Origin of the sequence: Micromonospora sp. NPDC005171 (genome assembly GCF_040608575.1) — a bacterium.
GTDB lineage: Bacteria > Actinomycetota > Actinomycetes > Mycobacteriales > Micromonosporaceae > Micromonospora.
Window position 1 is genome coordinate 27,209 of the sequence record NZ_JBEXIM010000011.1, and the last position, 24,840, is coordinate 52,048.

General features: G+C 71.2%; 23 protein-coding genes. 13 read left to right on the plus strand and 10 right to left on the minus strand.

Annotated elements, in window-relative coordinates; genetic code table 11:
* Window positions 1-2: 2 nt before the first annotated feature.
* The gene (locus ABZU74_RS16330; RefSeq protein ID WP_355423912.1) at window positions 3-1,856 is read left to right on the plus strand and encodes an adenylyl cyclase; all 1,854 of its coding nucleotides are present in this window, start codon (window positions 3-5) and stop codon (window positions 1,854-1,856) included.
* A gap of 320 nt (window positions 1,857-2,176) precedes the next feature.
* Here the strand turns inward: ABZU74_RS16330 and ABZU74_RS16335 are convergent, their stop codons facing one another.
* Window positions 2,177-3,214, minus strand: coding sequence for a glycosyltransferase family 2 protein (locus tag ABZU74_RS16335; protein ID WP_355423914.1), 1,038 nt, complete (start codon window positions 3,212-3,214; stop codon window positions 2,177-2,179).
* A gap of 249 nt (window positions 3,215-3,463) precedes the next feature.
* Here ABZU74_RS16335 and ABZU74_RS16340 point away from each other — a divergent pair, with 249 nt between their 5' ends.
* The 3 genes from ABZU74_RS16340 (at window position 3,464) to ABZU74_RS16350 (ending at window position 8,196) form a co-directional block, all read left to right on the plus strand.
* Window positions 3,464-4,507, plus strand: a complete 1,044-nt coding sequence (locus tag ABZU74_RS16340; protein WP_355423917.1) for a GDP-mannose 4,6-dehydratase — start codon at window positions 3,464-3,466, stop codon at window positions 4,505-4,507.
* A 121-nt stretch (window positions 4,508-4,628) separates the two neighbouring features.
* The gene (locus ABZU74_RS16345) at window positions 4,629-7,016 is read left to right on the plus strand and encodes a discoidin domain-containing protein (protein ID WP_355423920.1); all 2,388 of its coding nucleotides are present in this window, start codon (window positions 4,629-4,631) and stop codon (window positions 7,014-7,016) included.
* A gap of 217 nt (window positions 7,017-7,233) precedes the next feature.
* A complete protein-coding gene (locus ABZU74_RS16350) occupies window positions 7,234-8,196 on the plus strand; it encodes a hypothetical protein (protein WP_355423924.1) in 963 nt (320 codons plus the stop codon).
* Between the two features lie 239 nt (window positions 8,197-8,435).
* On the opposite strand, the gene ABZU74_RS16355 is transcribed toward ABZU74_RS16350, so the two are convergent.
* Entirely contained in the window at window positions 8,436-9,302 is an 867-nt protein-coding gene (locus ABZU74_RS16355; protein WP_355423927.1) for a metallophosphoesterase, read from the minus strand.
* Between the two features lie 139 nt (window positions 9,303-9,441).
* On the opposite strand from ABZU74_RS16355, the gene ABZU74_RS16360 reads away from it, so the two are divergent.
* The gene (locus ABZU74_RS16360; RefSeq protein ID WP_355423930.1) at window positions 9,442-10,293 is read left to right on the plus strand and encodes an alpha/beta hydrolase; all 852 of its coding nucleotides are present in this window, start codon (window positions 9,442-9,444) and stop codon (window positions 10,291-10,293) included.
* Between the two features lie 89 nt (window positions 10,294-10,382).
* On the opposite strand, the gene ABZU74_RS16365 is transcribed toward ABZU74_RS16360, so the two are convergent.
* Genes ABZU74_RS16365 through ABZU74_RS16390 form a run of 6 tightly spaced genes read right to left on the minus strand, consistent with a single transcriptional unit; the run spans window position 10,383 to window position 16,000 of the window.
* Entirely contained in the window at window positions 10,383-11,399 is a 1,017-nt protein-coding gene (locus ABZU74_RS16365; RefSeq protein ID WP_355423933.1) for a methyltransferase, read from the minus strand.
* A gap of 42 nt (window positions 11,400-11,441) precedes the next feature.
* Window positions 11,442-12,071, minus strand: a complete 630-nt coding sequence (locus ABZU74_RS16370; protein WP_355423936.1) for a hypothetical protein — start codon at window positions 12,069-12,071, stop codon at window positions 11,442-11,444.
* Window positions 12,068-13,474 carry a selenium-binding family protein gene (locus ABZU74_RS16375; protein ID WP_355423939.1) on the minus strand — a complete coding sequence of 469 codons (1,407 nt, stop codon included), beginning with the start codon at window positions 13,472-13,474 and terminating at the stop codon, window positions 12,068-12,070. The genes ABZU74_RS16370 and ABZU74_RS16375 overlap by 4 nt, the downstream gene beginning before the upstream one ends.
* A 14-nt stretch (window positions 13,475-13,488) precedes the next feature.
* Window positions 13,489-14,220, minus strand: a complete 732-nt coding sequence (locus ABZU74_RS16380) for an ABC transporter ATP-binding protein (protein ID WP_355423942.1) — start codon at window positions 14,218-14,220, stop codon at window positions 13,489-13,491.
* The gene (locus tag ABZU74_RS16385) at window positions 14,193-15,026 is read right to left on the minus strand and encodes an ABC transporter permease subunit (RefSeq protein WP_355423945.1); all 834 of its coding nucleotides are present in this window, start codon (window positions 15,024-15,026) and stop codon (window positions 14,193-14,195) included. Before ABZU74_RS16385 ends, ABZU74_RS16380 begins: the two co-directional genes overlap by 28 nt.
* Window positions 15,023-16,000 (minus strand): aliphatic sulfonate ABC transporter substrate-binding protein, encoded by a 978-nt coding sequence (locus tag ABZU74_RS16390; protein ID WP_355423948.1) that lies wholly within the window; start codon window positions 15,998-16,000, stop codon window positions 15,023-15,025. The genes ABZU74_RS16385 and ABZU74_RS16390 overlap by 4 nt, the downstream gene beginning before the upstream one ends.
* Window positions 16,001-16,188: 188 nt before the next feature.
* Here ABZU74_RS16390 and ABZU74_RS16395 point away from each other — a divergent pair, with 188 nt between their 5' ends.
* Together ABZU74_RS16395 and ABZU74_RS16400 are read left to right on the plus strand one after the other, a co-directional pair.
* The gene (locus ABZU74_RS16395; RefSeq protein ID WP_355423950.1) at window positions 16,189-17,373 is read left to right on the plus strand and encodes an LLM class flavin-dependent oxidoreductase; all 1,185 of its coding nucleotides are present in this window, start codon (window positions 16,189-16,191) and stop codon (window positions 17,371-17,373) included.
* An 84-nt stretch (window positions 17,374-17,457) separates the two neighbouring features.
* The gene (locus tag ABZU74_RS16400) at window positions 17,458-18,843 is read left to right on the plus strand and encodes a hypothetical protein (RefSeq protein ID WP_355423952.1); all 1,386 of its coding nucleotides are present in this window, start codon (window positions 17,458-17,460) and stop codon (window positions 18,841-18,843) included.
* A gap of 34 nt (window positions 18,844-18,877) precedes the next feature.
* On the opposite strand, the gene ABZU74_RS16405 is transcribed toward ABZU74_RS16400, so the two are convergent.
* Window positions 18,878-19,282, minus strand: coding sequence for a hypothetical protein (locus tag ABZU74_RS16405; RefSeq protein ID WP_355423955.1), 405 nt, complete (start codon window positions 19,280-19,282; stop codon window positions 18,878-18,880).
* 297 nt (window positions 19,283-19,579) lie between these two features.
* On the opposite strand from ABZU74_RS16405, the gene ABZU74_RS16410 reads away from it, so the two are divergent.
* The 6 genes from ABZU74_RS16410 to ABZU74_RS16435 are packed head-to-tail and all read left to right on the plus strand — an operon-like array spanning window position 19,580 to window position 24,106.
* Window positions 19,580-19,882, plus strand: coding sequence for an urease subunit gamma (locus tag ABZU74_RS16410; protein ID WP_030335444.1), 303 nt, complete (start codon window positions 19,580-19,582; stop codon window positions 19,880-19,882).
* Window positions 19,879-20,226, plus strand: coding sequence for an urease subunit beta (locus ABZU74_RS16415; RefSeq protein WP_355423958.1), 348 nt, complete (start codon window positions 19,879-19,881; stop codon window positions 20,224-20,226). The genes ABZU74_RS16410 and ABZU74_RS16415 overlap by 4 nt, the downstream gene beginning before the upstream one ends.
* A complete protein-coding gene (locus ABZU74_RS16420) occupies window positions 20,223-21,926 on the plus strand; it encodes an urease subunit alpha (protein WP_355423961.1) in 1,704 nt (567 codons plus the stop codon). Before ABZU74_RS16415 ends, ABZU74_RS16420 begins: the two co-directional genes overlap by 4 nt.
* Window positions 21,926-22,618, plus strand: coding sequence for an urease accessory UreF family protein (locus ABZU74_RS16425; protein ID WP_355423964.1), 693 nt, complete (start codon window positions 21,926-21,928; stop codon window positions 22,616-22,618). The genes ABZU74_RS16420 and ABZU74_RS16425 overlap by 1 nt, the downstream gene beginning before the upstream one ends.
* Window positions 22,608-23,390, plus strand: coding sequence for an urease accessory protein UreG (gene ureG, locus ABZU74_RS16430; protein WP_355423967.1), 783 nt, complete (start codon window positions 22,608-22,610; stop codon window positions 23,388-23,390). Before ABZU74_RS16425 ends, ureG begins: the two co-directional genes overlap by 11 nt.
* Window positions 23,390-24,106, plus strand: a complete 717-nt coding sequence (locus tag ABZU74_RS16435) for an urease accessory protein UreD (protein WP_355423970.1) — start codon at window positions 23,390-23,392, stop codon at window positions 24,104-24,106. The genes ureG and ABZU74_RS16435 overlap by 1 nt, the downstream gene beginning before the upstream one ends.
* Before the next feature lie 109 nt (window positions 24,107-24,215).
* Here the strand turns inward: ABZU74_RS16435 and ABZU74_RS16440 are convergent, their stop codons facing one another.
* Window positions 24,216-24,749 (minus strand): MarR family winged helix-turn-helix transcriptional regulator, encoded by a 534-nt coding sequence (locus tag ABZU74_RS16440; protein ID WP_355423972.1) that lies wholly within the window; start codon window positions 24,747-24,749, stop codon window positions 24,216-24,218.
* Window positions 24,750-24,840: the final 91 nt, after the last annotated feature.

A 24,840-nucleotide genomic window follows, 5' to 3' on the forward strand; every position in this document is an offset into this window, starting at 1 on the left:
ACATGACAAGCCCGTCCCGACGTACCCTCACCCTTGCTCTGCTGGTGACCGCCGCGATCACCATGACCAGCACCGCCGCCACTGCCGGTCGCCCGACCCACGGCGCGCCCGACTTCGGCCCGAACGTGACGATCTTCGACCCGTCCATGCCGGTCGCCGAGATACAGCAGACCCTCGACGCCGCGCACGCCCGGCAGGTCGACAACGAGATGGGCACCGAGCGGCACGCCTACCTGTTCAAGCCGGGCACCTACGGCACCGCCGCGCAGCCGTTGCAGGCCAAGGTCGGCTACTACACCGAGGTGTCCGGCCTGGGCGCCTCGCCCACCGACGTTTCGGTCAACGGCAAGCTGGAGGTCTACAACCGTTGCCTCGCCGACGGCGGCAACGGCAACTGCCTCGCGCTCGTGAACTTCTGGCGCACCCTGTCCAACCTCTCGCTCACCATCAACGCGGCCGGCCAGGACGACTGCCGGTCGACGGCGAACTTCTGGGCGGTCTCGCAGGCGGTGTCGATGCGCCGGCTGAACATCGGCGGCGGTGGTCTGTCGCTGATGGATTACTGCACCGCCGGCCCGCAGTACGCCAGCGGCGGCTTCATCGCCGACTCGCGGCTGCCGGCCACCACCAACGGCTCCCAGCAGCAGTGGCTGACCCGCAACAGCGAGGTCGGCAGCTGGTCCAACGCGGTGTGGAACCAGGTGTTCGCGGGAGTCGAGGGCGCGCCGGACAACGCGACCTTCCCCGACCCGCCGTACACCACACTGCAGACCACCCCGATCAGCCGGGAGAAGCCCTACCTCTTCGTCGACGGCAAGGGTCGCTACCAGGTACGGGTGCCCGCCGCGCAGCGCGACAGCCGGGGCGTCTCCTGGGCCGACGGCATCACGCCGGGGCGGACCATCGGGATCGGTGACTTCTTCATCGCCAAGCCGTCGGACTCGGTCCACGTCATCAACAGCCAGTTGACGCGCGGCAAGCACCTGCTGCTCACCCCCGGCACCTACGACATCGCCCGCAGCATCGAGGTCCGGCGCCCGAACACCGTCGTGCTCGGGATCGGGCACGCCACGCTCACCGCCGTGAACGGCTCCATCCCGCTGGACGTGGCCGGTGTGCCCGGGGTGATCGTCGCCGGTGTCACTATCGACGCCGGCACCGTCGAATCGCCGGTACTGCTGCGGGTCGGACGCCAGCACGGCCACAACGCGAGCAGCCCGCACAACCCGACAACGCTCTCCGACGTGTACTTCCGGGTCGGCGGCCCGCACATCGGACGGACCAACACCGCGCTGGAGGTCAACAGCGACAACGTGCTCATCGACCACACCTGGGTGTGGCGCGGTGATCACGGCGTCGAGGGCTTCACCGAGGGCGTCAACGGTGACACCGACCGCTGGCGGACCAACACCGGTCGCTACGGCGCCGTCATCAACGGCGACCACGTCACCGCGACCGGCCTGTTCGTCGAGCACTTCCAGCGCTACAACACGGTCTGGAACGGCGAGCACGGCACCACGATCCTCTACCAGAACGAGCTGCCGTACGACCCGCCGACGCAGGCCGACTGGATGAACGGCCCGGTCGAGGGCTGGGCCGGGTACAAGGTCGGTGACCGGGTGCGTCACCACACCCTGTACGGCGGCGGGGTGTACGTCTTCAACCAGAACAACCCGTCGATCCACACCGAGAACGGCTTCGAGGCCCCGAACCGGCCGGGGGTGCGGCTGCACCACATCATGACCGTCAACCTCAGCGCCGGCACGATCGACCACGTGGTCAACGGTGTCGGCGAGGCGGCCGACATGACCAAGGTCGGCGCTCCGGTCTACCTGACCCAGTATCCGACCCCGTAACGGGACCGGGCGTACCGACGGTGCCGGAGCCGATGGTGGCTCCGGCACCGTCGTCGGTCGTGAAGAATCTGTGGTCGCGGTCGCGCTCACCGCGGCGTACGGCCCAGGGCCTGAGCAGGAACGCACCAGTGCACAGCACTCCGATGGCGGCGGCCAGGCCGACCGGCTCGGGCAGCAGGGTGGTCACTGTCACCACTCCGCCCAGCCCGACGCCGGCGAGCAGCACCCCGGGCCCGACGATCGGCGCCCGCATCGCGGCCCCTCCCACAGGGAACGCGGAGGGACGCCCCGTGCCGTCCAGCCGTTGCGGGGTGGTGTGCTCAGCCACGGCTCGACCGCTCCATCGGCCGTGGCGCTCCGGCGGGCAGCACCTCGTCCTCGCCCGGCCGACCGAGCACCGGGCGGTCGGGCAGCGGGCCGACGTCGCCGCGCAGCGCGGCGAGCAGGTCACCCAGGCCCAGCTGTACGGGTCGACCGAGGAGTCGCTTGACCAGGTGGTCGGCGAGCAGCGCGGCCCGGAACACCGGCAACCGGTACCGGGGCTGGGTCATCCGCAGATATCCGACCAGGCTGCCCAGCAGGTGTCGAAAGCGGATGGTCGGCCCGAGCAGCCGAGTGGACGCGCCACGGCTGTGCGTCACCACCGCGTCGGGAAGCATCCACATCTCGTGACCGGCCTGGTCGAGCTGCCGCGCGAGGATCACGTCGTTCCAGTAGAGGGGGAACGTCTCGTCGAGGATGGTCTGCTGCCCGAGCACCTTGCGGCGCAGCAGCAGGCAGCTGCCCGAGGCGAGTCGCCGGGGACGGGTGAAGTCCTCGCCCCGCAGTTGGAACCGGTGCAGCGCCTGGCGGAACCCGGGCAGTCGGCGCAGCGCGGTCACCAGCGCGATGGTGGCGGCGAAGCTGGGCTGTTGGACGTAGTGCTGCTGGACGGTGCCGTCCGGGCTGAGGTGCAGCGGGCTGACCCCTGCGACGTCCGGCCGCTCGCGCAGATGGTCGACCATCCGGGACAGCGCGCCCGGGTGGAGCCGGATGTCGCTGGTGAGCAGCAGGATCAGCTGCCCGTTAGCCCGGCGGTACGCCTGGTTCACGGCGGCGGCGAAACCGTTGTTGTGGTTGTTGCGGATCAGTCGGACCCGGGGTTGCTTGGCGAGCAGGTCGGCTGAGCCGTCGGACGAGCCGTTGTCGACGGCCACCACCTCGTAGTCCAGGTCGGGGTCGGCGGTCGACGCCAGCGACTCCAGGCACTGCCGGGTCTGCTCGCAGGTGTTCCAGCTGACCAACAGCACCGACAACAGCGGAGCGCCCATCTCGACACCGCCCGGTCGTTGCGGTGGCGGGCCCAGAGTCTCTCTCAACGGGCCGTCCTCCCCTCCTCGTCGAATGGCCCCGGGCATGCCGGTGGCCACCTCCGGAAGAAATTACTAGCGACAAGGGTCGGATGGTGATGAACAGCCAGATACAGAGCTTCCCGCCGCAAATCTCGCATATCTACACCAAGCGTTGGGCTAATTGTCTGCTTGGTGGCTGTTGGTCGGGTTACCGTCGTGACCGGCCGTCCGGTTGCCGCAGCGGGCCGACCGTACCGTCGTTGCGAGGAGTTCCAGATGGACCTGCCCGTTTCCGCCGTCGGTGCCGACCCGCCGACGGACCTGACGCCCCGGCGCATTCTGGTGACCGGAGGTGCCGGCTTCATCGGCAGTCACGTGGTCGCCCGGCTGATGCTGATGGGCAGCCAGGTCCGGGTGCTCGACAACTTCTCCACCAGCCGGCTCGAGAACCTGGCCGACGCCGCGTACGGCGGGTTGACCGAGGCGGACGTCGTCTCGGGCGACATCCGTACGCAGGAGGGTGTCGAGGTCATCCACCAGTGGCAGCCGGACGTGGTGGTGCACCTCGCCGCACAGTCGAGCGTTCCGGCAGCCAGTCGGTCACCGCTGTACGACGCCGACGTGAACGTGTTCGGCACCGTGAACGTGCTGGACGCCTGCGCCCGCGGCGGCGTACGACTGTTCATCAACGCGGCCAGCAGCGACATCTTCGGCGGCGTCGCCGCCCACGAGTTGCCGGTCCGCGAGGAGCATCCGATCGCGCCGGTCAGCCCGTACGGCGTCAGCAAGGCCGTGGGCGTGCACTACCTCGACTGGTACGGGCGTCAGCACGGCCTGTCGTACACCTCGATGGTGTTGGGGAATGTCTACGGGCCCCGGCAGGAGGGCAGCGACTGCGGCGTGGTGTCAGTGATGGCCGATGCGCTCCTCGGAGGCCGGCAGGCGGTCATCTACGGCGACGGTACGCAGACCCGGGATTTCATCTACGTCAGTGATGTGGCCGAGGCGATAGCGGTCGCCTGTCACCACAACGGGGTGGGGACGGTCAACATCGCCTCGGGTCGACAGACGAGCGTCAACGAGGTGTACGACACGGTCCGGGAGGCGTCCGGCGTCGGCGACGCGGCCCGCTACGAGCCGCTGCCCTGGCCGGACGAGGTGCGCAACATGGCGCTGGACACCAGGAAGGCGCGCGAGCTGCTCGGGTGGTATCCCAAGGTCGGCTTCACCGAGGGCGTGCGGATGACGGTGCGCGACGTCCGTCGCCGCCAGGCCGGCAGCCCGAACCTGTCCCCGGTGTGGGCGCTCAGCCACTCTTGACCAACCGCATAATTCCCGTCGACTGATCGGGAATTTCATCGATCAGTCTAACTCTTGCGGGTCAGCATCGACTGCTGCCACGATGTCCGTCAATGCCTTCCGTCCCGAAGGAGTGGTCATCATGGCGGTGTCCCGCCGCAGGTTCGTCACATCGGTACTGGCCGGGTCCGCCCTCGCCACCGCCTCCACCACCGAGCTGCTCACCACACTGGCCAGCCCCGCACAGGCCGCCAGTCCCCCCGGGGACGTGGTCGGCAAGGTGACGGTCGGCTACCAGGGCTGGTTCAGCGCCCCCGGCGACGGTGCGCCGATCGGCGGGTGGTGGCACTGGAGCCGCGACCGGTTCCAGCCGCCCTCACCCGCCAACACCACAATCGTGTCCTGGCCGGACATGCGCGAGTACACCCGCAGCTACCCCACCGCGTACCCCAACCTGGGCAACGGCCAGCCGGCCACCCTCTTCTCCTCGTACGACCAGCAGACCGTGGACACCCACTTCCGGTGGATGCAGGAGTATGGCTGCGACACCGCCGCGCTGCAACGGTTCAACCCGATGGGCGACGAGGGCCCGACCCGCGACGCGATGGCCCAGAAGGTGCGCTCCGCGGCCGAGCGATACAGCCGCAAGTTCTACATCATGTACGACGTCACCGACTGGTTGAGCTTCCAGTCGGAGATCAAGACCGACTGGACGACGAAGATGGCCGCGCACACCGCGTCCTCGGCGTACGCCCGGCAGAACGGCAAACCGGTCGTCTGCATCTGGGGCTTCGGGTTCAGCGAACCCAGCCGGCCCTTCACCCCCGGGCCCTGCCTGGAGGTCATCAACTGGTTCAAGGCGCAGGGCTGCTACGTCATCGGCGGCGTGCCCACCTGGTGGCGGCAGGGCATCGAGGACTCCCGCCCCGGCTTCCTCGACGTCTACCACGCGTTCAACGCGATCTCACCGTGGATGGTCTACCGGGCCAGGACCGTGGAGGAGCTGGACTCCTACTACAACAACGTCAACGTCGGCGACATGGCCGACTGCGCGGCGCGTGGTATCGACTACCTGCCCTGCGTGATGCCCGGCGACCTCGCCGGTGGGCACCGCAAGCACGGCGACTTCTACTGGCGGCACATCTACAACATGGTCCGGCTCGGCTCCCAGGGCCTGTACGTGTCCATGTACGACGAGTACAACGAGGGCAACCAGATCGCCAAGACGTCCGAGACCCAGGCCACCACCCCGGCCGGCGCGAACATCCGCGCCCTGGACGAGGACGGCGTGGCCTGCTCCTCCGACTACTACCTGCGGATCACCGCCGACGGCGGTCGGATGCTCAAGGGGCAGCTCGCCCTCACCGCCGTACGCCCGACACCGCCGATGGTCGGCACCCCGCCCCCGACCGGCGGTAACCTGGCCGCCGGCAGACCCACATCGGCCAGCAGCCAGGGCGGCGGCCTCCCGTCCGGTAACGCGGTGGACTCGAACGTCGGCAGCTACTGGGAGAGCGCCAACGGCGCGTTCCCCCAGTGGTGGCAGGTCGACCTCGGCGCCAGCCACCAGGTCAACAAACTCGTGCTGCGGCTGCCCACCGGCTGGGGCGCGCGCACCCAGACCATCACCGTGCAGGGCAGCGTCGACGGCAGCTCCTTCGCCACCATCGCCGGGGCCTCCGCGTTCGCCTTCGACCCGGCCACCGGCAACACCGTCACCCGCACGCTGACGACCACAACGGCCCGCTACGTCCGCCTCAGCATCGGCGCCAACACCGGCTGGCCGGCCGCCCAACTCGCCCAGGTGGAGGTGTACGCCGGCAGCACCGTCCCGGACAACCCGCCGACCGCGCCGAGCGGCCTGACGGTGACCGGCAAGACGTCGACGAGCGTGTCGCTGTCCTGGACGGCCGCCACCGACGACACCGGGGTGACCGGTTACCAGGTACGCCAGGGTGGCACCGTCGTCGCCACCGTCACCGGCACCACGGCGACAGTGAACGGGCTCAGCCCGTCCACTGCGTACACCTTCACTGTCACCGCCCGCGACGCCGCCGGCAACACCTCGACGGCGTCCAACGCGGTCACCGCCACCACCGACGCCGCCGCCAACGCGGACCTCGCCCGGGGTCGACCGACGTCGGAGAGCAGCCATGTGCAGAGCTACGGGTCGGGCAACGTCGTGGACGGTGACGCGAACAGCTACTGGGAGAGTGCCAACAGCGCGTTCCCGCAGTGGGTTCAGGTCGATCTGGGTTCCTCGCGCACGGTCGGGCGGGTGGTGCTGAAGCTGCCGCCGTCATCGGCGTGGGGCAGCCGCACGCAGACCCTCTCCGTGCAGGGCAGCACCGACGGGGGGAGCTTCGGCACGCTTGTCGGATCGGCGGGGCGGACCTTCGACCCGGCCACCGGCAACCAGGTGACGCTGACGTTCACCGCCGCCCAGGCGCGCTACGTGCGGATCACCGTCACCGGCAACACGGGGTGGCCGGCTGGGCAGTTGTCGACACTGGAGGTGTACGCCAGCTGAGCGGGCGTGGGGCGGCCGCCGGGCGAGGAGCGGTGGCCGTCCGCTGCGCCGGCCCCGCCCGGGCGGTCCCCCCGACGTCACTTGGAAATCAAAGGCAGGGGCAAGTGGCGCAAGGTCGTGAGCTGACGCGAGCAGCCCGCATCTTGTCCGAGTTATCCATATTCGCGAACTATAACCTATAAAGTCGGGCTGCCTTCTCGACCGTCGGGAAGGGTGAATGAGTAGAGGCGAGAACGTGAGACTAACCCGGCGAATTTCTGCCACCGGAGCGATGGCGATCGCCGTCGGTGCGGTAGCGCTGTCCAGCGCAGCCCCAGCCCTCGCCGCGCCCGGCGACGCCAGCGCCCGTGGCGTTGTGGTAGACCTGTCCGCAGCCGTGGCCAGCGTTCCGGTGATCACGGCCGACGTGGTCATCGGCAGCGCGACCGCACCCGCCGGCGGCGGCACGGACACCGATACTGCTTTGGCGATCACCATCCCAGGCGCCCTGGGCGTGACGGCCTCGGGCACAGTGGTCGAGGTAAGTGCCACCCGGGGCGAGACGGCATCATCGGCCGACGCCGAGATCGCCGACCTGGCTCTGGCCGTCCTCGGCACGCCCATAGTCGACGCCGAGGTGATCACCGCAGCGGTCAACTGCCCGCAGACCGGCGCGCAAACGGCGGACACCACCTTCACAGGGCTTGAACTGTTCGGTGAGCCGGTAACCCTGGTGCCGAACACCCCCGGCGTCAGCGCAAGCGCAGCAGTAACGGTCCCGGGCCTGGTTGACGCTGCGTTGAACGCGACGCTGACCAACGTCGAAACCGTGACCGAAGACGGTGCTGTCGCCATCGCCGTGCAGGCGACCCTACGCTTGACAGGCACTGTCGTCGGCGGGCCACTGCTGGACATCCCCGTCGGTACCGTCATCCTCGCCGAGGCACGCTGCGAGCGTCCGCTTGGCCCCTCGCCGACCCCGACGCCGACGCAGCCCACGCCATCGCCGACCCAGCCAACTGCGCCTCCCACGGATGGCCCGACCCAGCCTCCGACGGTCAGCCCCAGCCCGATCCTTCCCGTGACCGGCGAGGACACGACCCAGATGTGGTGGCTGTTCGGCATCGGCACCGCGATGGTGACCCTCGGCGGCGCCGTCTCGCTGATCCTGCGGCGAAGCCGCACGTCACCGATCGCGTGACGTCAGCCAACTGACCTACGTCACTGTGAGGGGTTTCCGGCCAACAGGCAGGAAACCCCTCACGGCGGCGTACCTCCAGGTTGGTGACGTGCGCGGGGCTGCTCGCGCGCTTGTCGACGCGGGCAGTATCGCGCCGGCTGAGGTTCGGTGCCGGCCGTTGGCGCGTACCCTCATCGCCGATGTTGCCCGCGCGCAGCCGGCGCCGGCCGGTGTGGCGCGACTGGCCACGGTGGTCGGCCTCACCCTTTGGTAGACGTGCGTCGGCGCCTGTCGTCGGCCGGGTGGATGGTGCGGACCGGGTCGGGCACCGGCCCCCGGGGCTGCCACTCGCGGGGGTAGCCGAGGGAGACCTCCTCGAAGCGCACCCCGTCGTGGAATGTGGTGCGGGGGATGTGCAGGTGCCCGTAGACCACGGTGGCCGCATCGAAGCGCAGGTGCCAGTCGCTGGTGTGGACGGTGCCGCACCACTGGGCGAAGACCGGGTACCGCAGGACGTCGGTGGGTTCCCGGACCAGCGGGTAATGGTTGACCAGCACCGTCGGTAGCGCCGGGTCGCGTTCGGCCAGCCGGCGTTCGGTCTCGGTGACCCGGGCCGCGCACCACGCCTCCCGGCTCGGGTACGGGTCGGGGTGCAGCAGCATTTCGTCGGTGCACACCACCCCGGCCGCGTACGCCAGGGCCAGCGACTCCTGCTGGGTGCGCGCCTCCGGCACCCGGAACGTGTAGTCGTAGAGCACGAAAAGAGGGGCGATGGTGGCCGGGCCGCCCTCGCCGTCCCACACCGGGTACGGGTCCTCCGGGGTGACCACCCCCAGCCGTTGGCACATCCGGACCAGCTCGCGGTAGCGCTCCTCGCCGCGCAGGGTGACCGGGTCGCGGGGTGGCGTCCACAACTCGTGGTTGCCGGGGGCCCAGACGACGCGCGCGAACCGGCTGCTGAGCAGCCCGAGTGCCCACTCGATGTCGGCGAACCGGTCGGCCACGTCACCGGCGACGAGCAGCCAGTCGCCGTCGTTGTCCGGGTGCAGCTCCTGCACGAACGCCCGGTTCTCTGGGTGCCCGACGTGCAGATCGCTGACGGCGCGCAGCCGGGGTGGAGGTTTCACCCCCCGAGGTTAGGACGGCACGGGCGGGTCACGGAACCTCTGTGCCTGCCGTTCGGGCCGATCTGACGGCCGCATATCCGGCGACCCGGCGGGAAAGCGCGGGGCGTCCGACAGCCCGAAACCGGAGCAGGAGAAAAACATGCCTTTCATTACCGTGGGGACGGAAAACTCCGCGCCCATCGACCTGTACTACGAGGATCACGGTTCCGGTAAGCCGGTGGTGCTGATCCACGGCTTCCCGTTCAACGGTGCGACCTGGGAGAAGGAGACCACCGCGCTGCTCAACGCGGGATACCGGACGATCACCTACGATCGGCGCGGTAACGGTAACTCCGCCCAGCCGGCGTTCGGGTACGACTACAACACGTTCGCGGCGGACCTGGACGTGTTGATGACCGAGCTTGACCTGAACGAGGTGACCCTGATCGGTCACTCGATGGGCACCGGCGAGGTGGTCCGCTACCTCGGTAACTATGGTTCGCGACGGGTCAGCCGGGCCGTGCTGATCAGCCCGCTGCAACCGATGCTGGCCAAGGCGAGCGACAACCCGGAGGGCGTCGACCGGAGCCTCTTCAAGGGTTTCCAGGACGCCATCATCAAGGACCGCTTCGCCTACCTGACGTCCTTCTGCGACGCGTTCTTCAACCCGGACCAGAACATGGGCAAGCGGGTCAGCGAGGAGGCGTACCGGGCGCACTGGCAGATCGGCGCGATGGCCTCCGGCAAGGCCACCCACGACAGTGTGGACGCCTGGCAGGAGGACTTCCGCCCGGACCTGCCGAAGATCAACATTCCGGTGCTGATCGTGCAGGGTGACCAGGACCGGGTGCTGCCCTACCCGGTGACCGGCCAGCGGCTCGGGCCGATGATGCCGACCGCCCAGCTCATCACGCTCAAGGGCGCACCGCACGGCATCCCGTGGACCCACGCCGACGAGATCAACAAGGCGGTCCTGGACTTCATGAAGCAGCCGGCCAAGGCTCGCGCCTGACCTGTGCCGGTAGCCGATCGGACGCCAGCGCCGTGAGGCGCCGCGACACCCGACCCACGGTTCGCACCGGGGCCGGGTGTCGTCGTCGGTCAGGCCCGGCGGGCCACCACCGCGCCGTTGGCCCCGGGGGCGTCGAACGGCACCGTCCGCACGTCGACGAACCCGGCGTCGGTGAGCCAGGCCGCGTACTCGGCGCCCGAGTAGTTCCGACCGCCCTCGGTCTCGACCAGCATGTTCATCCCCATCAGGGCCGCCTCGGGCGGCCCGGTGCGTTCGTCGTTGAGCAACAGTTCACAGACGACGATCGCCCCGCCGGGTGGCAACGCCGCGTGGCACCGGGCCAGCAACGCCCGGTTCGTCGGCTCGTCCCAGTCGTGCAGGATCATGCTGAGCAGGATGACGTCGTGCCCGCCCGGCAGCTCCGGGTCGGCGAGGAAGTCACCGGCCACCGCCTCGATCCGCCCGGTCAGGCCGGCCTCCGCGATCCGCTCCCGGGCCCGGACGCAGACGTGCGGCAGGTCCAGGACCGTCGCCCGCAGCTCGGGCAGGCGCCGGCAGAACTCGATCGGGAACGCGCCGGCCCCGCCGCCGACGTCGAGCAGCCGGCGGTGCGCGGAGAAGTCGTAGGCGTCGGCCAACGCGCTGGCGGTGAAACTGGACGTGGAGAACATCGCGTCCCAGAACTGCGCCAGCATCTCCGGGTCGGCGGTGTCGAACATCGACTGTTGGGCCTCCGGGTCCCAGGTCAACGGCCGATCCGTCCGCAGCGCCTCACCGATGCGGTGCCAGGGCAGGTAGGTGCGCAGGTCCGAGTAGCGGACCTGCGCGCCGAAGTAGTACGGGCGACCCTCGACCAGGAACTGCTCAGCCAACTCCGAGTTGCGGTAACCGTCACCGGCCTTCTCCAGCAGACCGAGCGAGGCGCTGGCGGCCAGCAACAGGTCCGCGGGTCGGTCGGGCAGCCCGAACTCGGCGGCGGCCTGCTCCACTGTCATCGTCCGCCCACCGGCCAACCGGGTGAACAGGCCGAGCTCGACGCCGGCCGCGAGGGTCTTGAACCCCCACACACCGGCCACCAGGCGCATGAGGGGAGTGGGAGTGATCACCACGACATGAGATCACAGATCCGACGTTTCCACGATGGACGGTCACGCCCGAATCAGCGTCACCAACCCCGCGGCCACCAGCACCCCGGCCCAGAGCCGATCCACGTTGAACCAGGCCCGACGCAGCACACCGACCCCGAGCACCTGGTAGACCAGCAGCGCCACGGCCAGGGCGACGCCGAGCATTGCCACTGTGTGCACCCCGGCCGCCGCGAGGCCCGACAGCGCACCCACCGGCGCGGCGGCCAGGTGCCCGCTGTGACCCCCGGGCACCGGCTCGGCCACCAGCACCGGCAACAGCATCAGCCCCGCGCCGTGCGCCGACGACATGAGAAACGACCAGGCGGCGAGCTGCGCCGCCGACAGCCGCATCCCCGCCCAGCGGAAGTGCCGCTCGGAGAGCAGCCGCCACAGCCCGAACCCCACCAACAGCACACCGCCGACCACCGCGAGGGTGCTGCTCGTCGTCACCGACCGGGTCGCGGCGACCAACGCGGCGACGACCGCCACCGAGGCGAGATGCCCGGCCGCGATCGGCGGCAGAGCGCGCAGCAACGCCAGCCGGCTGCGCTCCTGAAGGCCCCGGGCCACCGCGAACAACCAACCCATCGCCGGGTTCAGACCATGGAACGCGCCGAGCGCGGCGAGGGTCGCCACTGCGGTGACGGTCACGGATAGCAGTACGAGTCGGAGGACGCATCCCCGCCCTGCAACCGGGTCTGGTGCACCCGCAGGCCCCGGAACTCGTCCCCGTGCGGAAAGAACCGCTCGTCGGGGGTGAGCCCGCCGGCGTCCACGTCGACGTCGAGCTTGGCCAGCCAGGCGCCCACCCCGTCGGGATAGAACTGGTCGTCCCACGCCCCGTAGAGCGAGTTGCTGACGTAGACCCGCCGGCCGTCCCGGCTGACCTCCACCATCTGCGGGCCACCGGCCATCGCCTCGTTCGGCGCGGACGGGTGCGCGGTCCGGCGGACGATCCCGCCGAGGTGCACCGAACCCGTCTGCACCGGGTGCAACGGGTCGCTCACGTCGTACTGGCGCAGCTCACCGGTGCCCCAGCAGGAGACGTAGAGGAAGCGGTCGTCCACCGACAGGTCGATGTCGGTCACCAGCGGCGGCACCGCCCCGAACGGCTTGAGCAGGTCCGGCAGGTGCGCCGGGTCGGCCGGCTCGGCTGGGATGTCGATCACCTTGGTGACCGCCCAGGCGTCCCCGTCGCGGTGCCAGAGCCAGATCGAGGCGGACAAGTCCTCCACGCTGATCACCACCCCCACGAACCCGTACGACTTCGTCGGGTCGTGCGCCGGCCGCAGCTCCAGCGGCATCTGGTACTGGTCGCCGAGGTCGACCCGTTGGACGTGCCGGCGTTTCGCGAGATCCCAGAAGTGGATGGCGTGCCCGTAGCGGCGGCCCAGCAGCAACTCGCCGATGATGCCGTCCTCGATCATCGACGGGGTGCCCCACTCGCTGGTGACCAGCACGTCCTGGGTCAGGTGCCACCACACGTCGTACGCCAGGAACTGCGGCCCCCGGTCGGCCTCCCACGCCCCGCGAACCTCGAAGGTGGTGTGGTCGAGGATGGCGATGCCACCCGGGCCCTCCGCACCGTCCGCGCCGCCGAGAGCGGAGAGGTAGATGCCGTCCGGGCCACAGTGCACGGTGTGTGGCCGCGAGTAGCCCGCCCGCTTCGCCAACTCCTCCGCCCCGATAACCTTGACGATCTGCGGCTGGCGCGGGTCGGGCTGGGTGTCGAGCACGTGGATGCGCGACGACCGCAGGCCGGGCACGATCAGGTAGCGCCGCTCGACGTGCGGGTGCGGGGCGGTCGGGCAGAGCGCGCTGCTGCACGCGTTCCAGCCGAAGTGGTGCAGCTCGTCACCGACGTACGGCAGGTCGGTCCAGCCGACGACCCGGCCGTAGTCGGGGGAGTCGGGGTCGGTGTCCAGCACCACTATGGCGTCCGGACGGCTGGCCGTCCGGTCGAAGGCCGCCACGTAGGCGAGCTTCTCCGCCGGCGCGGTCACCGCCTCGCGGGGCGAGGGGTAGAACGTGGGGTCAGGGGTCCAGCGGGTCATCGCAGCTCCGCTCGTCAGGTGGTGGGAACGCCGAGTCGGTCGAGCAGGTGGCGGCGCAGCGTGCCGAAGGCGGGGTCGTCCGGCGTACGGGTGGGGCCGAGGTCGACGGGCAGTTCGGCGGCGATGCGGCAGTCGTCGAGGAGCAGGACCCGATCGGCGAGCAGCAGCGCCTCCTCCACGTCGTGGGTGACCAGCAGGGCGGCGAAGCCGTGCTCGGCGCGCAGCCGGCGCAGCAGGATCTGCATCCGCAGTCGGGTCAGCGCGTCCAGGGCACCGAACGGTTCGTCGAGCAGCAGCAGGTCCGGTTCGCGGACCAGGGCCCGCGCCACTGCCACCCGCTGCGCCTGCCCACCGGACAACTCGGCCGGCCAGGCGCGGTGCCGCTCGGCGAGACCGACCTCGGCCAGCGCCCGCCGGATCCGCCCCGGGCCGTCCGCGCCGGACAGCCCCAGCCCCACGTTCTCCGCCACGCGTTTCCACGGCAGCAACCGGTGTTCCTGGAAGACCACGGCGGCGGTGCCGTGCACGACGCTCGTCCCGCTGGCCTCGCCGTCCAATCCGGCGAGAATCCGCAGCAGCGTGCTCTTGCCGGAACCGCTGCCGCCCAGCAGGGCCACGACCTCACCGCGGGCGATGGTCAGGTCGACCCCGGCCAGCACGACCGTCGGCCCGAACGCCCGGCGCACCGCGTGGGCGGTCAGCACCGGGTCGGGGCCGGTCAGGTGGCCCGCAGTCCGCGACGCCATGTCAGCATCCTCCTCTCCAGGACGCGCAGCGCACTGTCGGATATCAGCCCGAGCAGCGCGTAGACGAGCAGGCCGAGCACCACCACGTCGGTCTGGCTGAACTCCCGCGCCTCCATCATCAGAAAGCCGATCCCGGTCTGGGCGTTGACCTGCTCGCCGACGACCAGGCTGAGCCAGGCCGCGCCGATCGCCAGCCGTAGGCCGAGGAAGAGGGAGGGCAGCGCGCCGGGCAGCACCACGTGGCGCAGGCGGGCGGCCTGGCCCAGACCACAGGTGCGGGCCGCCTCCACCAGCCGCTCGTCGATGTCCCGGATGCCGGCGTAGGTGTTGAAGTAGAGGGGGAAGAACGCCCCCAGAGCCACCAAGCTGATCTTGAGTGATTCGCCGATGCCGACCCAGATGATCAGCAACGGGACCAGCCCGAGGTGCGGCAGCATCCGGGCCATCTGCACCGGCGGGTCGACCAGGTCGTCGCCGAGCCGCAGCAGCCCGGCCACTGTGCCCAGGGTCAGGGCCAGGAGACCGCCGATCAGCAGGCCCGCCCCGGCCCGGGTGAGGGAGTCCAACAGATGAATGCCGAGCGTTCCGTCCCGGCTCAGCCGCCAGCCGGTGGCCAGGACGTCGCTGGGCGCGGGTAGTTTCTCCGCTGCCAGCAGCCCGGTCCGTGCTGCCAACTCCCAGCCCAGGACCAGCACCAGCGGGCTCACCACCCGCCGCCAGCGCCGGGTCGGCCGCTGACGAGGGGGTACGACCGGTGCCGCCGCCGTGACCCGGTCGGGCGCCTCGACGAGCGTCGTACGGCTCACTGGAACACCGCGCTGAACCGGTCGTCCACCCGGGATCGAAGATCGACCGGCCCCGGGATGAGTTCCAGGGCGATGAAGCTGTCGGTGATCGCCTGAAGTTCGTCGCCGATGGCCGGGGTGACCGGGGCGAGGGGCTTGGCGCTGCGGACGAGGGCGCGGTTGGTGACGTCCTGCGGGATCTTCAGCTCCGGCGCGAGGGTGCTGGCTCGCTCCTCGGGGTGGGCGATGCCCCAGTCGGTCACCTCGCGGTAGCGCTGGAGGAATGCCCGGATCTCGTCGGACCGCTTGTCGACCGCCTGTGGCGCGGCCAGGACGTACTCGCGGTTGCTGGCCAGGCCGGTCGCGTCGGCGAGCACCTGGACCCCCGGTTGTTCGGCCAGGGCGAAGTACGGGTCCCAGATCACCCAGGCGTCGATCTGGCCGCCGTCGAACGCGGGCCGCCCCTCGGCGGGCTTGAGGTACTTGACCTGGATGTCCTTCAAAGTCATGTTGTTCGCCTCCAGCAGCCGGACCAGCAGCCAGTGCACGTTGGACCCCTTGTTGAGGGCCACCGTCCTGCCCCTGAGGTCGGCGAAGCTGCGGTAGCCCCGGTCGGCCTTGACCAGCACTGCCTCACCCTGCGGAATCGGCGCCGAGGTGCCGATGATGGAGAACGGGATCTTCCCGGCGGCGGCGAAGACGGGCGGCGCCTCGCCGACCTGTCCGATGTCGATGGAGCCGGCCTTGAGCGCCTCGGTGAGCGCCGGGCCGCTCTCGAACAGCGACCACTCCACATCCGGTGCGGCGCCGCGCGCCTTGACCAGGCTCAGCCCGCCGAAGCGCTGGTAGCCGACCCGGAATTTGCCCTTGCTGCCGTCCGCCTCGGCGGACCCGCCGCACGCGCTCACCGCGACAGTGGCGAGCAGCGCCACGGTGGTGAGCACGGCCGTCAAGAGGCGGCGATGCGGGGGGCGGCTCGTCGACGGGGTGGGCATGGCGGCTCCTCGGGTCGGTGCAGGTGGACAGCGGCGCATCGACAGGTGTCGGCGCCGACAGTAGCCTACTAACCCGATAGGTTTTATGGGTAGGCTGTCCGCGGGATCGTCCCACCCCTCAGGAGGTGCGCGCTCGCCCCGCGCGCACCCGCACCCCCACCCGACGCCTCCGTACGGAAAGAGCCGAGATGACCCTCACCTTCCACTGGTTCCTGCCCACCAACGGCGACAGCCGGGACATCGTCGGCGGCGGACACGGCGTACCGACAGGTGCCGCCGGAGGCGCCCGCCCGGCCAGCGTGGCGTACCTCGGGCAGATCGCCCGCAGCGCCGAGCAACTCGGCTTCGTCGGCGCGCTCACCCCGACCGGCGCCTGGTGCGAGGACGCCTGGCTCAGCACCGCGATGCTCACCGAGGTGACCGAGCGACTCAAGTTCCTGGTCGCCTTCCGGCCGGGGCTGCTGGCCCCCACGCTCGCCGCCCAGATGGCCTCGACCTTCCAGCGGCTGTCCCGCGGCCGGCTGCTGCTCAACGTGGTCACCGGCGGCGAGTCGCAGGAGCAGCGGGCCTACGGCGACTTCCTGGACAAGGAGGCCCGGTACGCGCGGGCCGACGAGTTCCTGCACGTGGTGCGCGCGCTGTGGCGCGGCGAGACCGTCGACCACGACGGCACCCACGTCCACGTCGAACAGGCGCGGCTGCACCGGCTGCCCGACCCGGCGCCACCGGTCTACTTCGGTGGGTCCTCCGCCGCCGCCCTCCCGGTGGCCGTCCGGCACAGCGACGTCTACCTCACCTGGGGCGAGCCGCCGGCCCTGGTCGCCGACAAACTCAAGCGGGTCCGGGCGCTGGCCGCCCGCGCCGGGCGGGAGCTGCGCTTCGGCATCCGGCTGCACGTCATCGTGCGGGACACCGCCGAGCATGCCTGGGCGCAGGCCCAGCGCCTACTCGACGGCATCTCCGAGACCGACATCCGGGCCGTGCAGGAAGGGCTGCGCCGCAGCGAGTCCGAGGGGCAGCGCCGGATGCTCGACCTGCACGGCGGCTCCCGCGACGGCCTGGAGGTCGCCCCCAACCTGTGGGCGGGGGTCGGGCTGGTCCGTGGCGGGGCCGGCACCGCACTGGTGGGCAGCCACGCCGAGGTCGCCGACCGGATCGCCGAATATCACGCGCTCGGCATCGACGAGTTCATCCTCTCCGGCTACCCGCACCTGGAGGAGGCGTACTGGTTCGGCGAGGGCGTGCTGCCGATCCTGCGCGACCGAGGGCTGTGGCGGCACCCCGACGGGACGCCCGGGGCGGTGGAGAAGGTCGACGTCCCGTTCGCCGGGATGCCGACGTCGCGCCCGGCGCAGTCGGCTGCGGCTCACTGACCAGCCGACGGACGGTGGTGGGCACTGTCTGGCTTGTCGTGGCGTGCTACCACGGAGGCACATCCGCGACCTGGTGGTGATCTCGTGGACGACGAATGGGCATCCGACGCGCCCGAACCTGAATTCTGGGCGCCACTGCCTCGACGCGCGCGGTCCGGCGACCCGATGCTGACGGACATTCCCGACGACGACGTACTGTTCGTCGACGAGGAGCCCGACAGCCCGCCGGCCGACAGCGAGCCGGTCGACGAGGCTGAGGTCGCCGACCGGATGGATCAGGTGCCCTGGTGGATCAGCCACGGCGAACAGATCGACGCGACCGCGCTGGCCAACCGCAAGAAGGCGCGCGAGGAGTTCAGGCGGAGCGGTCTTCCTGCGGGTTACGACACGTTCTGGGGCCACGTCGACGACGACCCGGTGTCGGTGGTGCCCATCGTACGGGGCGCCAGGCTCACACTCGACTGGTTGGACTTCGCGTTGCGCCCGGTGCGGACGCCACAGCGGCTACCGCTCATTCTCGGTGTGGTGGTGGCCGCCATCGCGGTGTTCGGCATCGTCGGCGGGTCACTGGCCCACCGGCTGGTGGTCTTCGCCACGAGCCTCGTCCTCGGGGTCGTGGTGGCGCTTGCCGTGCTTCTCCTCGCCATTCCGTACCGCCTGGCGGCAATCGGGGGCGCCGCCATGGCCGTAGTGAGCGTCGCGGCGTCGGCCACTCCCGCGATCCACGCGACACGCTGGTACGACGTCCTGGTAGGACTCGCGTTCGCGGGCGCTGGCCTGGTCGTCGCCGCGCTGTGGCCGCTCGTGCACGTGTGGCGCGTCGAACGGGACCTGTGGACGCGTCCGCACTTGGCGCTGGTCGCCGCTCTCCTGGAGTTCGGCGACTGCGTCGAGGCGGATCCTGCGCCACCGGACCGACGCCGTGCCGTGCAGGCCCTCGACCGCGCCGCGACCAGGTTCGAGTTCGCCTGGCATCGCGTGAACCGGACCGGCGTCGACGTCACCGATCGGCAGTTGCGCGGGTGGGCAGGCAGAATCCGCGCGGAGACGCGGGAGTTGCAGCGCTGGTTCGCGTTCGACGCACCGTCGAAGGTCCACCTGCTGCTGCGCACCTACCTGCTGATACAGGCGATCGTGAACCGCTACTCCCTCGACGACCACGAGGACCGCTGGGTCCGACACGGCAGCTGGCACCGACCGCCGACGTCGGCGGTCGCCCGGCTCTGGGCACGCGGCAAGCAGTCCGGTCGCTACCTGCGCCAATGCCTGCTCGCCGCCGTCCTCGCCATCGCCGCCCTGCTCCTGCTCGCGGTCACGGTGTGGGGCGCCGTGCCGACCTTCATCGGCACGCATGTCTCCCGCGAACTCGGCTCCGCGCTGACCTTCGACCCAACGATGCGCGTGTTCGTCGCGACGATCAGCCTGTCGTTGTTCGCGGTCGCCGGGCGCGCCTTCACCCACCGGCGTTGACCGATGAGCCGGCACAGGATCGACACGACACGTCCTAGCCGGGCCGGCCGGCCCGGCGTCGGGCGAACCGCCGCGCGGCGAAGCTGACCGCCGTGCTGCCGGCCGCCATGCCGAGCAGCACCAGAATCCCGCCGACCACCCACAACCCGCTGTCATCGGTCGACGCGGCCCGCCACGACCAGGCCGCCGTGAACGCCACGGTCATCACCGGCGCCACCAGCCACGGGCTGAGCCGCGTCCCGGCGAGCGCGGCCAGCACCACGAGCGTCAGCACGCAGCCGATCACCTGCCACGCCTCGTACGGGCCGCGGCTCGCGCCGGTCTGCGCGTCGACCGTGTACTCGGTGTCCCAGCCCAACCAGAGGATCCACACCCCGACCGTGGCCGCCGCCAGGAACACAACACCGAGCAGTGCGCGGGTACCCCTCGTCGCCGTCATCCGGCGATCATGCCCTGCCCGCCGCTGCACGGAAATACGCGCCGGCATCCCTGATCGACTGTTGCCTCGGTCGGTGGCGATCCTCTACGGTCTGCTCAGCGGTGGGCGGTGCGGTCCGCATCCGACCCGACACCGCCGGATGCCCGTCGTGCGGGCCGGGATGGTGGAGTCCCGGGTCGCCCCGTCGGCGGTGACCCGGCGGTCGTGTGACTCCCAGCTCGTCCCCGGGTCTGCCCGGGGTGGCTCCGTGTGGAGCCGACGGCGAGCCGGGGCACGCCGACCCACCGGGAGAGCCCCGTGTTCCTCAGCCCGCACGAGCAGGACCGCCTGCTCGTCCACGTCGCGGCGGATGTCGCCCGCGCCCGCCGCGAACGCGGCCTGCGCCTCAACTACCCCGAAGCCGTCGCGGTGATCACCGCGTTCCTCCTCGAAGGGGCCCGCGACGGGCGGTCGGTGGTCGACCTGATGTCTGCCGGCCGGGCGGTGCTCGGCCGCGACGACGTCCAGGACGGCATCCCCGAGCTGCTGAGGGAGGTGCAGGTGGAGGCGACGTTCCCGGACGGCACCAAGCTGGTGACGGTGCACCACCCGATCCCGTGATCCCCGGGGAGATCCTGCCGGCGGCCGACCCGGTCGAGATCAACGTGGGTCGTCCGGTGACCACAGTGCTCGTGGTCAACACCGCCGACCGCCCGGTGCAGGTCGGCTCGCACTACCACTTCGCCGAAGCCAACCCGGCGCTGTCGTTCGACCGGGGCGCGGCGTGGGGGCAGCGGCTCGCCGTGCCGGCGGGCACCTCGGTCCGGTTCGAGCCGGGCATCAGCCGCAGCGTCGACCTCGTACCGCTCGGCGGGGCACGGATCGTGCCGGGTCTGCGCGCGGAGTGCGCGGGACCGTTGGACCCGTCGCCGCACCCGCCCACGGCAGACGGGTCGCCGCGGTGAGCGCCGTGCGGCGGGACCGCTACATCGACCTGTACGGGCCGACGACCGGTGACCGGATCCGACTGGCCGACACCAACCTGCTCATCGAGGTGGAGACCGACCACTGCGTGGGCGGCGACGAGGCCGTCTTCGGCGGCGGAAAGGTGATCCGCGAGTCGATGGGGCAGGCTCGTGCCACCCGCGCCGAGGGGGCACTGGACACCGTCATCACCGGCGCGGTGGTGCTCGACCACTGGGGCGTGGTGAAGGCCGACGTGGGGCTGCGTGACGGACGCATCGTGGCGCTCGGCCGGGCCGGCAACCCCGACACCATGCCCGGTGTCCACCCCGACCTGGTCATCGGCCCGTCGACCGAGGTGATCGCCGGCAACGGGCGGATCCTCACCGCCGGCGCGGTCGACACCCACGTGCACTTCATCTGCCCGCAGATCGTCACCGAGGCCCTGGCCAGTGGCATCACCACGATGGTCGGCGGCGGCACCGGGCCAGCCGAGGGGACCCGCGCGACAACCGTCACCCCGAACGCCTGGCACCTGGCCCGGATGCACGAGGCGCTGGACACGATGCCGGTCAACGTGCTGCTGCTCGGCAAGGGCAACACCGTGTCGGAAGAGGCGCTGTGGGAACAGTTGCGGGCCGGTGCGGGCGGTTTCAAGCTGCACGAGGACTGGGGCACCACACCGGCGGCGATCGACGCCTGCCTGCGGGTGGCGGACGCGTCCGGGGTCCAGGTGTCGATCCACACCGACACGCTCAACGAGGCCGGGTTCGTCGCCGACACCCTACGGGCGATCGGTGGGCGGGCGATCCACTCGTACCACACCGAGGGAGCCGGTGGCGGGCACGCACCGGACATCATCATCGTGGCCGGCGAACCGAACGTGTTGCCGTCGTCGACCAACCCGACCCGGCCGTACACCGCCAACACCCTGGCCGAGCACCTGGACATGCTGATGGTCTGCCACCACCTCAACCCGTCCGTGCCGGAGGACCTGGCCTTCGCCGAGAGCCGGATCCGGCCATCGACGATGGCCGCCGAGGACCTCCTGCACGACCTCGGCGCGATCTCGATCATCGGTTCCGACGCGCAGGCAATGGGCCGGGTCGGCGAGGTGATCATGCGGACCTGGCAGAGCGCGCACGTGATGAAGGACCGGGTCGGCGCCCTGCCGGGTGACGGGGCCGCCGACAACCACCGGGCCCGGCGGTACGTGGCGAAGTACACCATCTGCGCCGCGATGGCCAACGGGTTGGAGGGGGAGATCGGCTCGGTCGAGCCGGGCAAGCTCGCCGACCTGGTGCTCTGGGACCCGGCGTTCTTCGGCGTCCGACCGCACCTGGTGCTCAAGGGCGGCATGATCGCGTACGCCCAGATGGGTGACGCCAACGCCTCGATCCCGACACCGCAGCCGATGCTGCCGCGGCCGATGTTCGGGGCGTACGGCGCGGCGGCGGCCGCCACCAGCCTGGCCTTCGTGGCCCCGGCGGCCCTGGAAGCCGGGCTCCGCCTGGACGTGCGCCGCCGGGTGGTGCCGGTGAGCGACGTGCGGTCGCGGGGCAAGGCCGACCTGCCGGAGAACGACGCGATGCCGCGCATCGAGGTGGACCCGGACACCTTCACCGTGCGGATCGACGGGCAGGTGGTGGAGCCGGACCCGGTGACCCGGCTGCCGATGGCCCAGCGGTACTTCCTGTTCTGATGGCGACGCCGAGCCTGCTGTTGTTGTTGGCCGACGGGCGTTTCCCGGCCGGGGCGCACGCGCACTCCGGTGGCCTGGAGGCGGCCGTCGCCGCCGGCCGGGTCACCGACCTGGCCACGTTGGAGGCGTTCCTGACCGGACGGTTGGCCACCGCCGGTCTGGTCGGCGCGGCGTTCGCGGCGGCCGCGCACCGGGCGGCGGCGCTGGCTGAGCCGTCCGTCCGGTCGGGGGCGCTGGCTCGGCTCGACGCGGAGCTGGACGCCCGTACCGCCGCTCCGGCATTGCGGGCGGTGTCGCGCCGACAGGGCCGGGCGCTGCTGCGTGCCGGCCGGGCCGTCTGGCCGGACGCCTCGTTCGCCGACCTGCCCGCGACGCCCGGTGGCCCACACCAACCGCTGGTGCTCGGGCTGCTCTGCGCGGCGGCCGGGCTGTCGCGCGTCGAGACCGCCACGATCTCCGCGTACGGGACGCTGACCGGGGCGGCCAGCGCCGGCGTACGTCTGCTCGGCCTCGACCCGTACCAGGTCCAGTCCCTGCTGGTCGGCCTGGCCGACGCCTGCGACGGCACGGCCGCCGACGCGGCGCGGGCCGCCGACGACCCACCGGAGCGGCTGCCGGCCGCCGCCGCTCCACTTGCCGACATCCATGCCGAAATCCATGCCACCTGGGAGGTGCGTCTCTTTGCGTCCTGACACCGTTGTGCCGAGCGCTGTGCCCGCCGTCGAACCGACCACGCCGCCGGTCACCCCACCCCACGATGAGACCGTTCCGCACACCCACCCGGAGCCGGGGGTGGACCCTCATCCGCCGTTGGCGCGTGCCGGTCGTGCCCTTCGGGTTGGCATCGGCGGCCCGGTCGGGTCCGGCAAGACGGCCCTGGTGGCCGCGCTCTGTCGTGCCTTCGCCGATGAGCTGCGGCTCGGCGTGGTGACAAACGACATCTACACCACCGAGGATGCCGACTTCCTCCGGCGGGCCGGAGTGCTGGACCCGGCCCGGATCCGCGCGGTGGAGACCGGCTGCTGCCCGCACACGGCGATCCGCGACGACATCGGCGCCAACCTGGACGCCGTCGACGAGCTGGCCGAGGCGGTCGGCCCGTTGGACCTGGTCCTCGTGGAGAGCGGCGGGGACAACCTGACCGCGACCTTCAGCCGGGGGCTGGTGGACCGGCAGATCTTCGTGGTCGACGTCGCGGGTGGGGACAAGGTGCCCCGCAAGGGGGGCCCCGGGGTCACCGCCGCCGACCTCCTCGTGATCAACAAGACCGACCTGGCGCCGATGGTGGGCGCCGACCTCGCCGTCATGGATCGTGACGCGCGGGCCCGGCGCGGCGACCTCCCGACCCTCTTCCTGTCCATCGTGGGAGACCCCACCGCGACGTCGGTCGCGGACTGGATCCGGCACGAGTTGGCCCACCACGCCGCCCTGCACCCGCTCGCCGCGCCGGTCGGTCCGGCCTGATGCGAGCGTTCGCCCGGCTGGTGGCGCAGGCCGACGGTCGGGGTGGGACGGCCCTGGTCGAGCTGCACGGCGAAACGCCGTTGCTGCTGCGCCAGACCCCGACCGACGCTGGTGTCGCCACCGTGTACCTGGTCGGCGGAGCGGCCGGACCGCTCGCCGGAGACGATCTGCGCCTGGAGATCGAGGTCGGCCCGGGCGCGGCGGTCCGGGTGCAGAGCGTCGCCGCCTCGATCGCCCTACCGGGTCGCGCGGGTGCCGTCTCCCGGGTGGCGGTACGGGCGGTGGTGCACGCCGACGCCACGCTGCACTGGCTCCCGGAACAGTTGGTCGCGGCGGCCGGCTGCGCGCACCTCGCCGAGTCCCGGATCGAGTTGGCCGCTGGTGCGACCCTGCGTTGGCGCGACGAGCTGATCTGCGGCCGGTACGGCGAGGTGCCCGGCGGCGCCGTCGTGCACACCCAGGTCGACTACGCGGGTCGACCACTGCTGCGCCAGTCCCTCGCGGTGGGACCGCACGCGCCGGGTTGGGCGGGCCCGGCGGTGCTCGGCGGTGCCCCGGCCACCGGGTCGCTGCTGGTGGTCGACCCGTCGCAACCCGCCGAACCGCCGACGGCCGAGGGCAGTGTCGCCCGGCTGCCGTTGGCCGGCGGTCCCGCGACACTGTGGACCGCCACCGCCCCCGACGCGCACACCCTGCGCGCCCACCTCCCGGCATAGCAGAACCGGCCACCGTCTGTGGTCCCGTCGGCCTCCGCTGGACTGTTGGTCCCGGCCGGTCCGTCCAGGCATCCTCAGTGAGATTGTCACCGTGCGGTTGTTGCGTGGGTCAGCGGTGGGGGTCAGCGGCGGTGCCGGCATCGACGCGATCGTCGCGACGGACGGGGTCGTGGTGACCGACCGGGTCGACTCGACGGGTGGGGTCGAGGCGGCCGATCAGGTCGTCGAGCTGACTCACCAGGTCGGCGGCCGGGGGCACCCCCAGCTCGCTGCTCTCCGTGATGCCCAACTCGGCGATGCTGGCCCGGACCCGCTCCTCCAGGCGGGCGTGCTCGCGGCGGCCCCGGGCGGTCAGGTACGCCCGGATGCGTCGACGGTCGATCGGATCGATCCGGCGGAAGACGAGGTTGCGGTCGACGAGCTGGTCGACGAGCTTGGTGAGGGTGCCCGGCGGCAGCGACGCCTCGGTGGACACCTCGCTCATCGGGTGACCCTCGCCGTCGGCGAGCAGGCAGAGCACCCGCCACGCCTCGATGCTGATCGCGTCGTCGGCCAGAACGGCGCCCAGCCGGCGGGAGAGCAGCCGTTCGGCGCGGGTGAGCGAGCGCAGCAGGTCGGCTGGCGCCCCGGGCACGTCTGACATGAAACTCCCTGGTCCGGTGGCCCTGTCATGGTAGCCAGTCGTCCCGGTCAGTGGTGAGCGCTGGTCTTCCGTCGTGGGCCGGACAATCATG

Bases quoted from the DNA above. Each gene is read 5' to 3' on its own strand.
- ABZU74_RS16330 (WP_355423912.1), top strand. From the start codon at position 3: ATGACAAGCCCGTCCCGACGTACCCTCACCCTTGCTCTGCTGGTGACC.
- ABZU74_RS16390 (WP_355423948.1), bottom strand. From the start codon at position 16,000: ATGCCCACCCCGTCGACGAGCCGCCCCCCGCATCGCCGCCTCTTGACG.
- ABZU74_RS16380 (WP_355423942.1), bottom strand. From the start codon at position 14,220: ATGGCGTCGCGGACTGCGGGCCACCTGACCGGCCCCGACCCGGTGCTG.
- ABZU74_RS16440 (WP_355423972.1), bottom strand. From the start codon at position 24,749: ATGTCAGACGTGCCCGGGGCGCCAGCCGACCTGCTGCGCTCGCTCACC.
- ABZU74_RS16345 (WP_355423920.1), top strand. From the start codon at position 4,629: ATGGCGGTGTCCCGCCGCAGGTTCGTCACATCGGTACTGGCCGGGTCC.
- ABZU74_RS16435 (WP_355423970.1), top strand. From the start codon at position 23,390: ATGCGAGCGTTCGCCCGGCTGGTGGCGCAGGCCGACGGTCGGGGTGGG.
- ABZU74_RS16395 (WP_355423950.1), top strand. From the start codon at position 16,189: ATGACCCTCACCTTCCACTGGTTCCTGCCCACCAACGGCGACAGCCGG.
- ABZU74_RS16405 (WP_355423955.1), bottom strand. From the start codon at position 19,282: ATGACGGCGACGAGGGGTACCCGCGCACTGCTCGGTGTTGTGTTCCTG.
- ABZU74_RS16425 (WP_355423964.1), top strand. From the start codon at position 21,926: ATGGCGACGCCGAGCCTGCTGTTGTTGTTGGCCGACGGGCGTTTCCCG.
- ABZU74_RS16340 (WP_355423917.1), top strand. From the start codon at position 3,464: ATGGACCTGCCCGTTTCCGCCGTCGGTGCCGACCCGCCGACGGACCTG.
- ABZU74_RS16360 (WP_355423930.1), top strand. From the start codon at position 9,442: ATGCCTTTCATTACCGTGGGGACGGAAAACTCCGCGCCCATCGACCTG.
- ABZU74_RS16350 (WP_355423924.1), top strand. From the start codon at position 7,234: ATGAGTAGAGGCGAGAACGTGAGACTAACCCGGCGAATTTCTGCCACC.
- ABZU74_RS16375 (WP_355423939.1), bottom strand. From the start codon at position 13,474: ATGACCCGCTGGACCCCTGACCCCACGTTCTACCCCTCGCCCCGCGAG.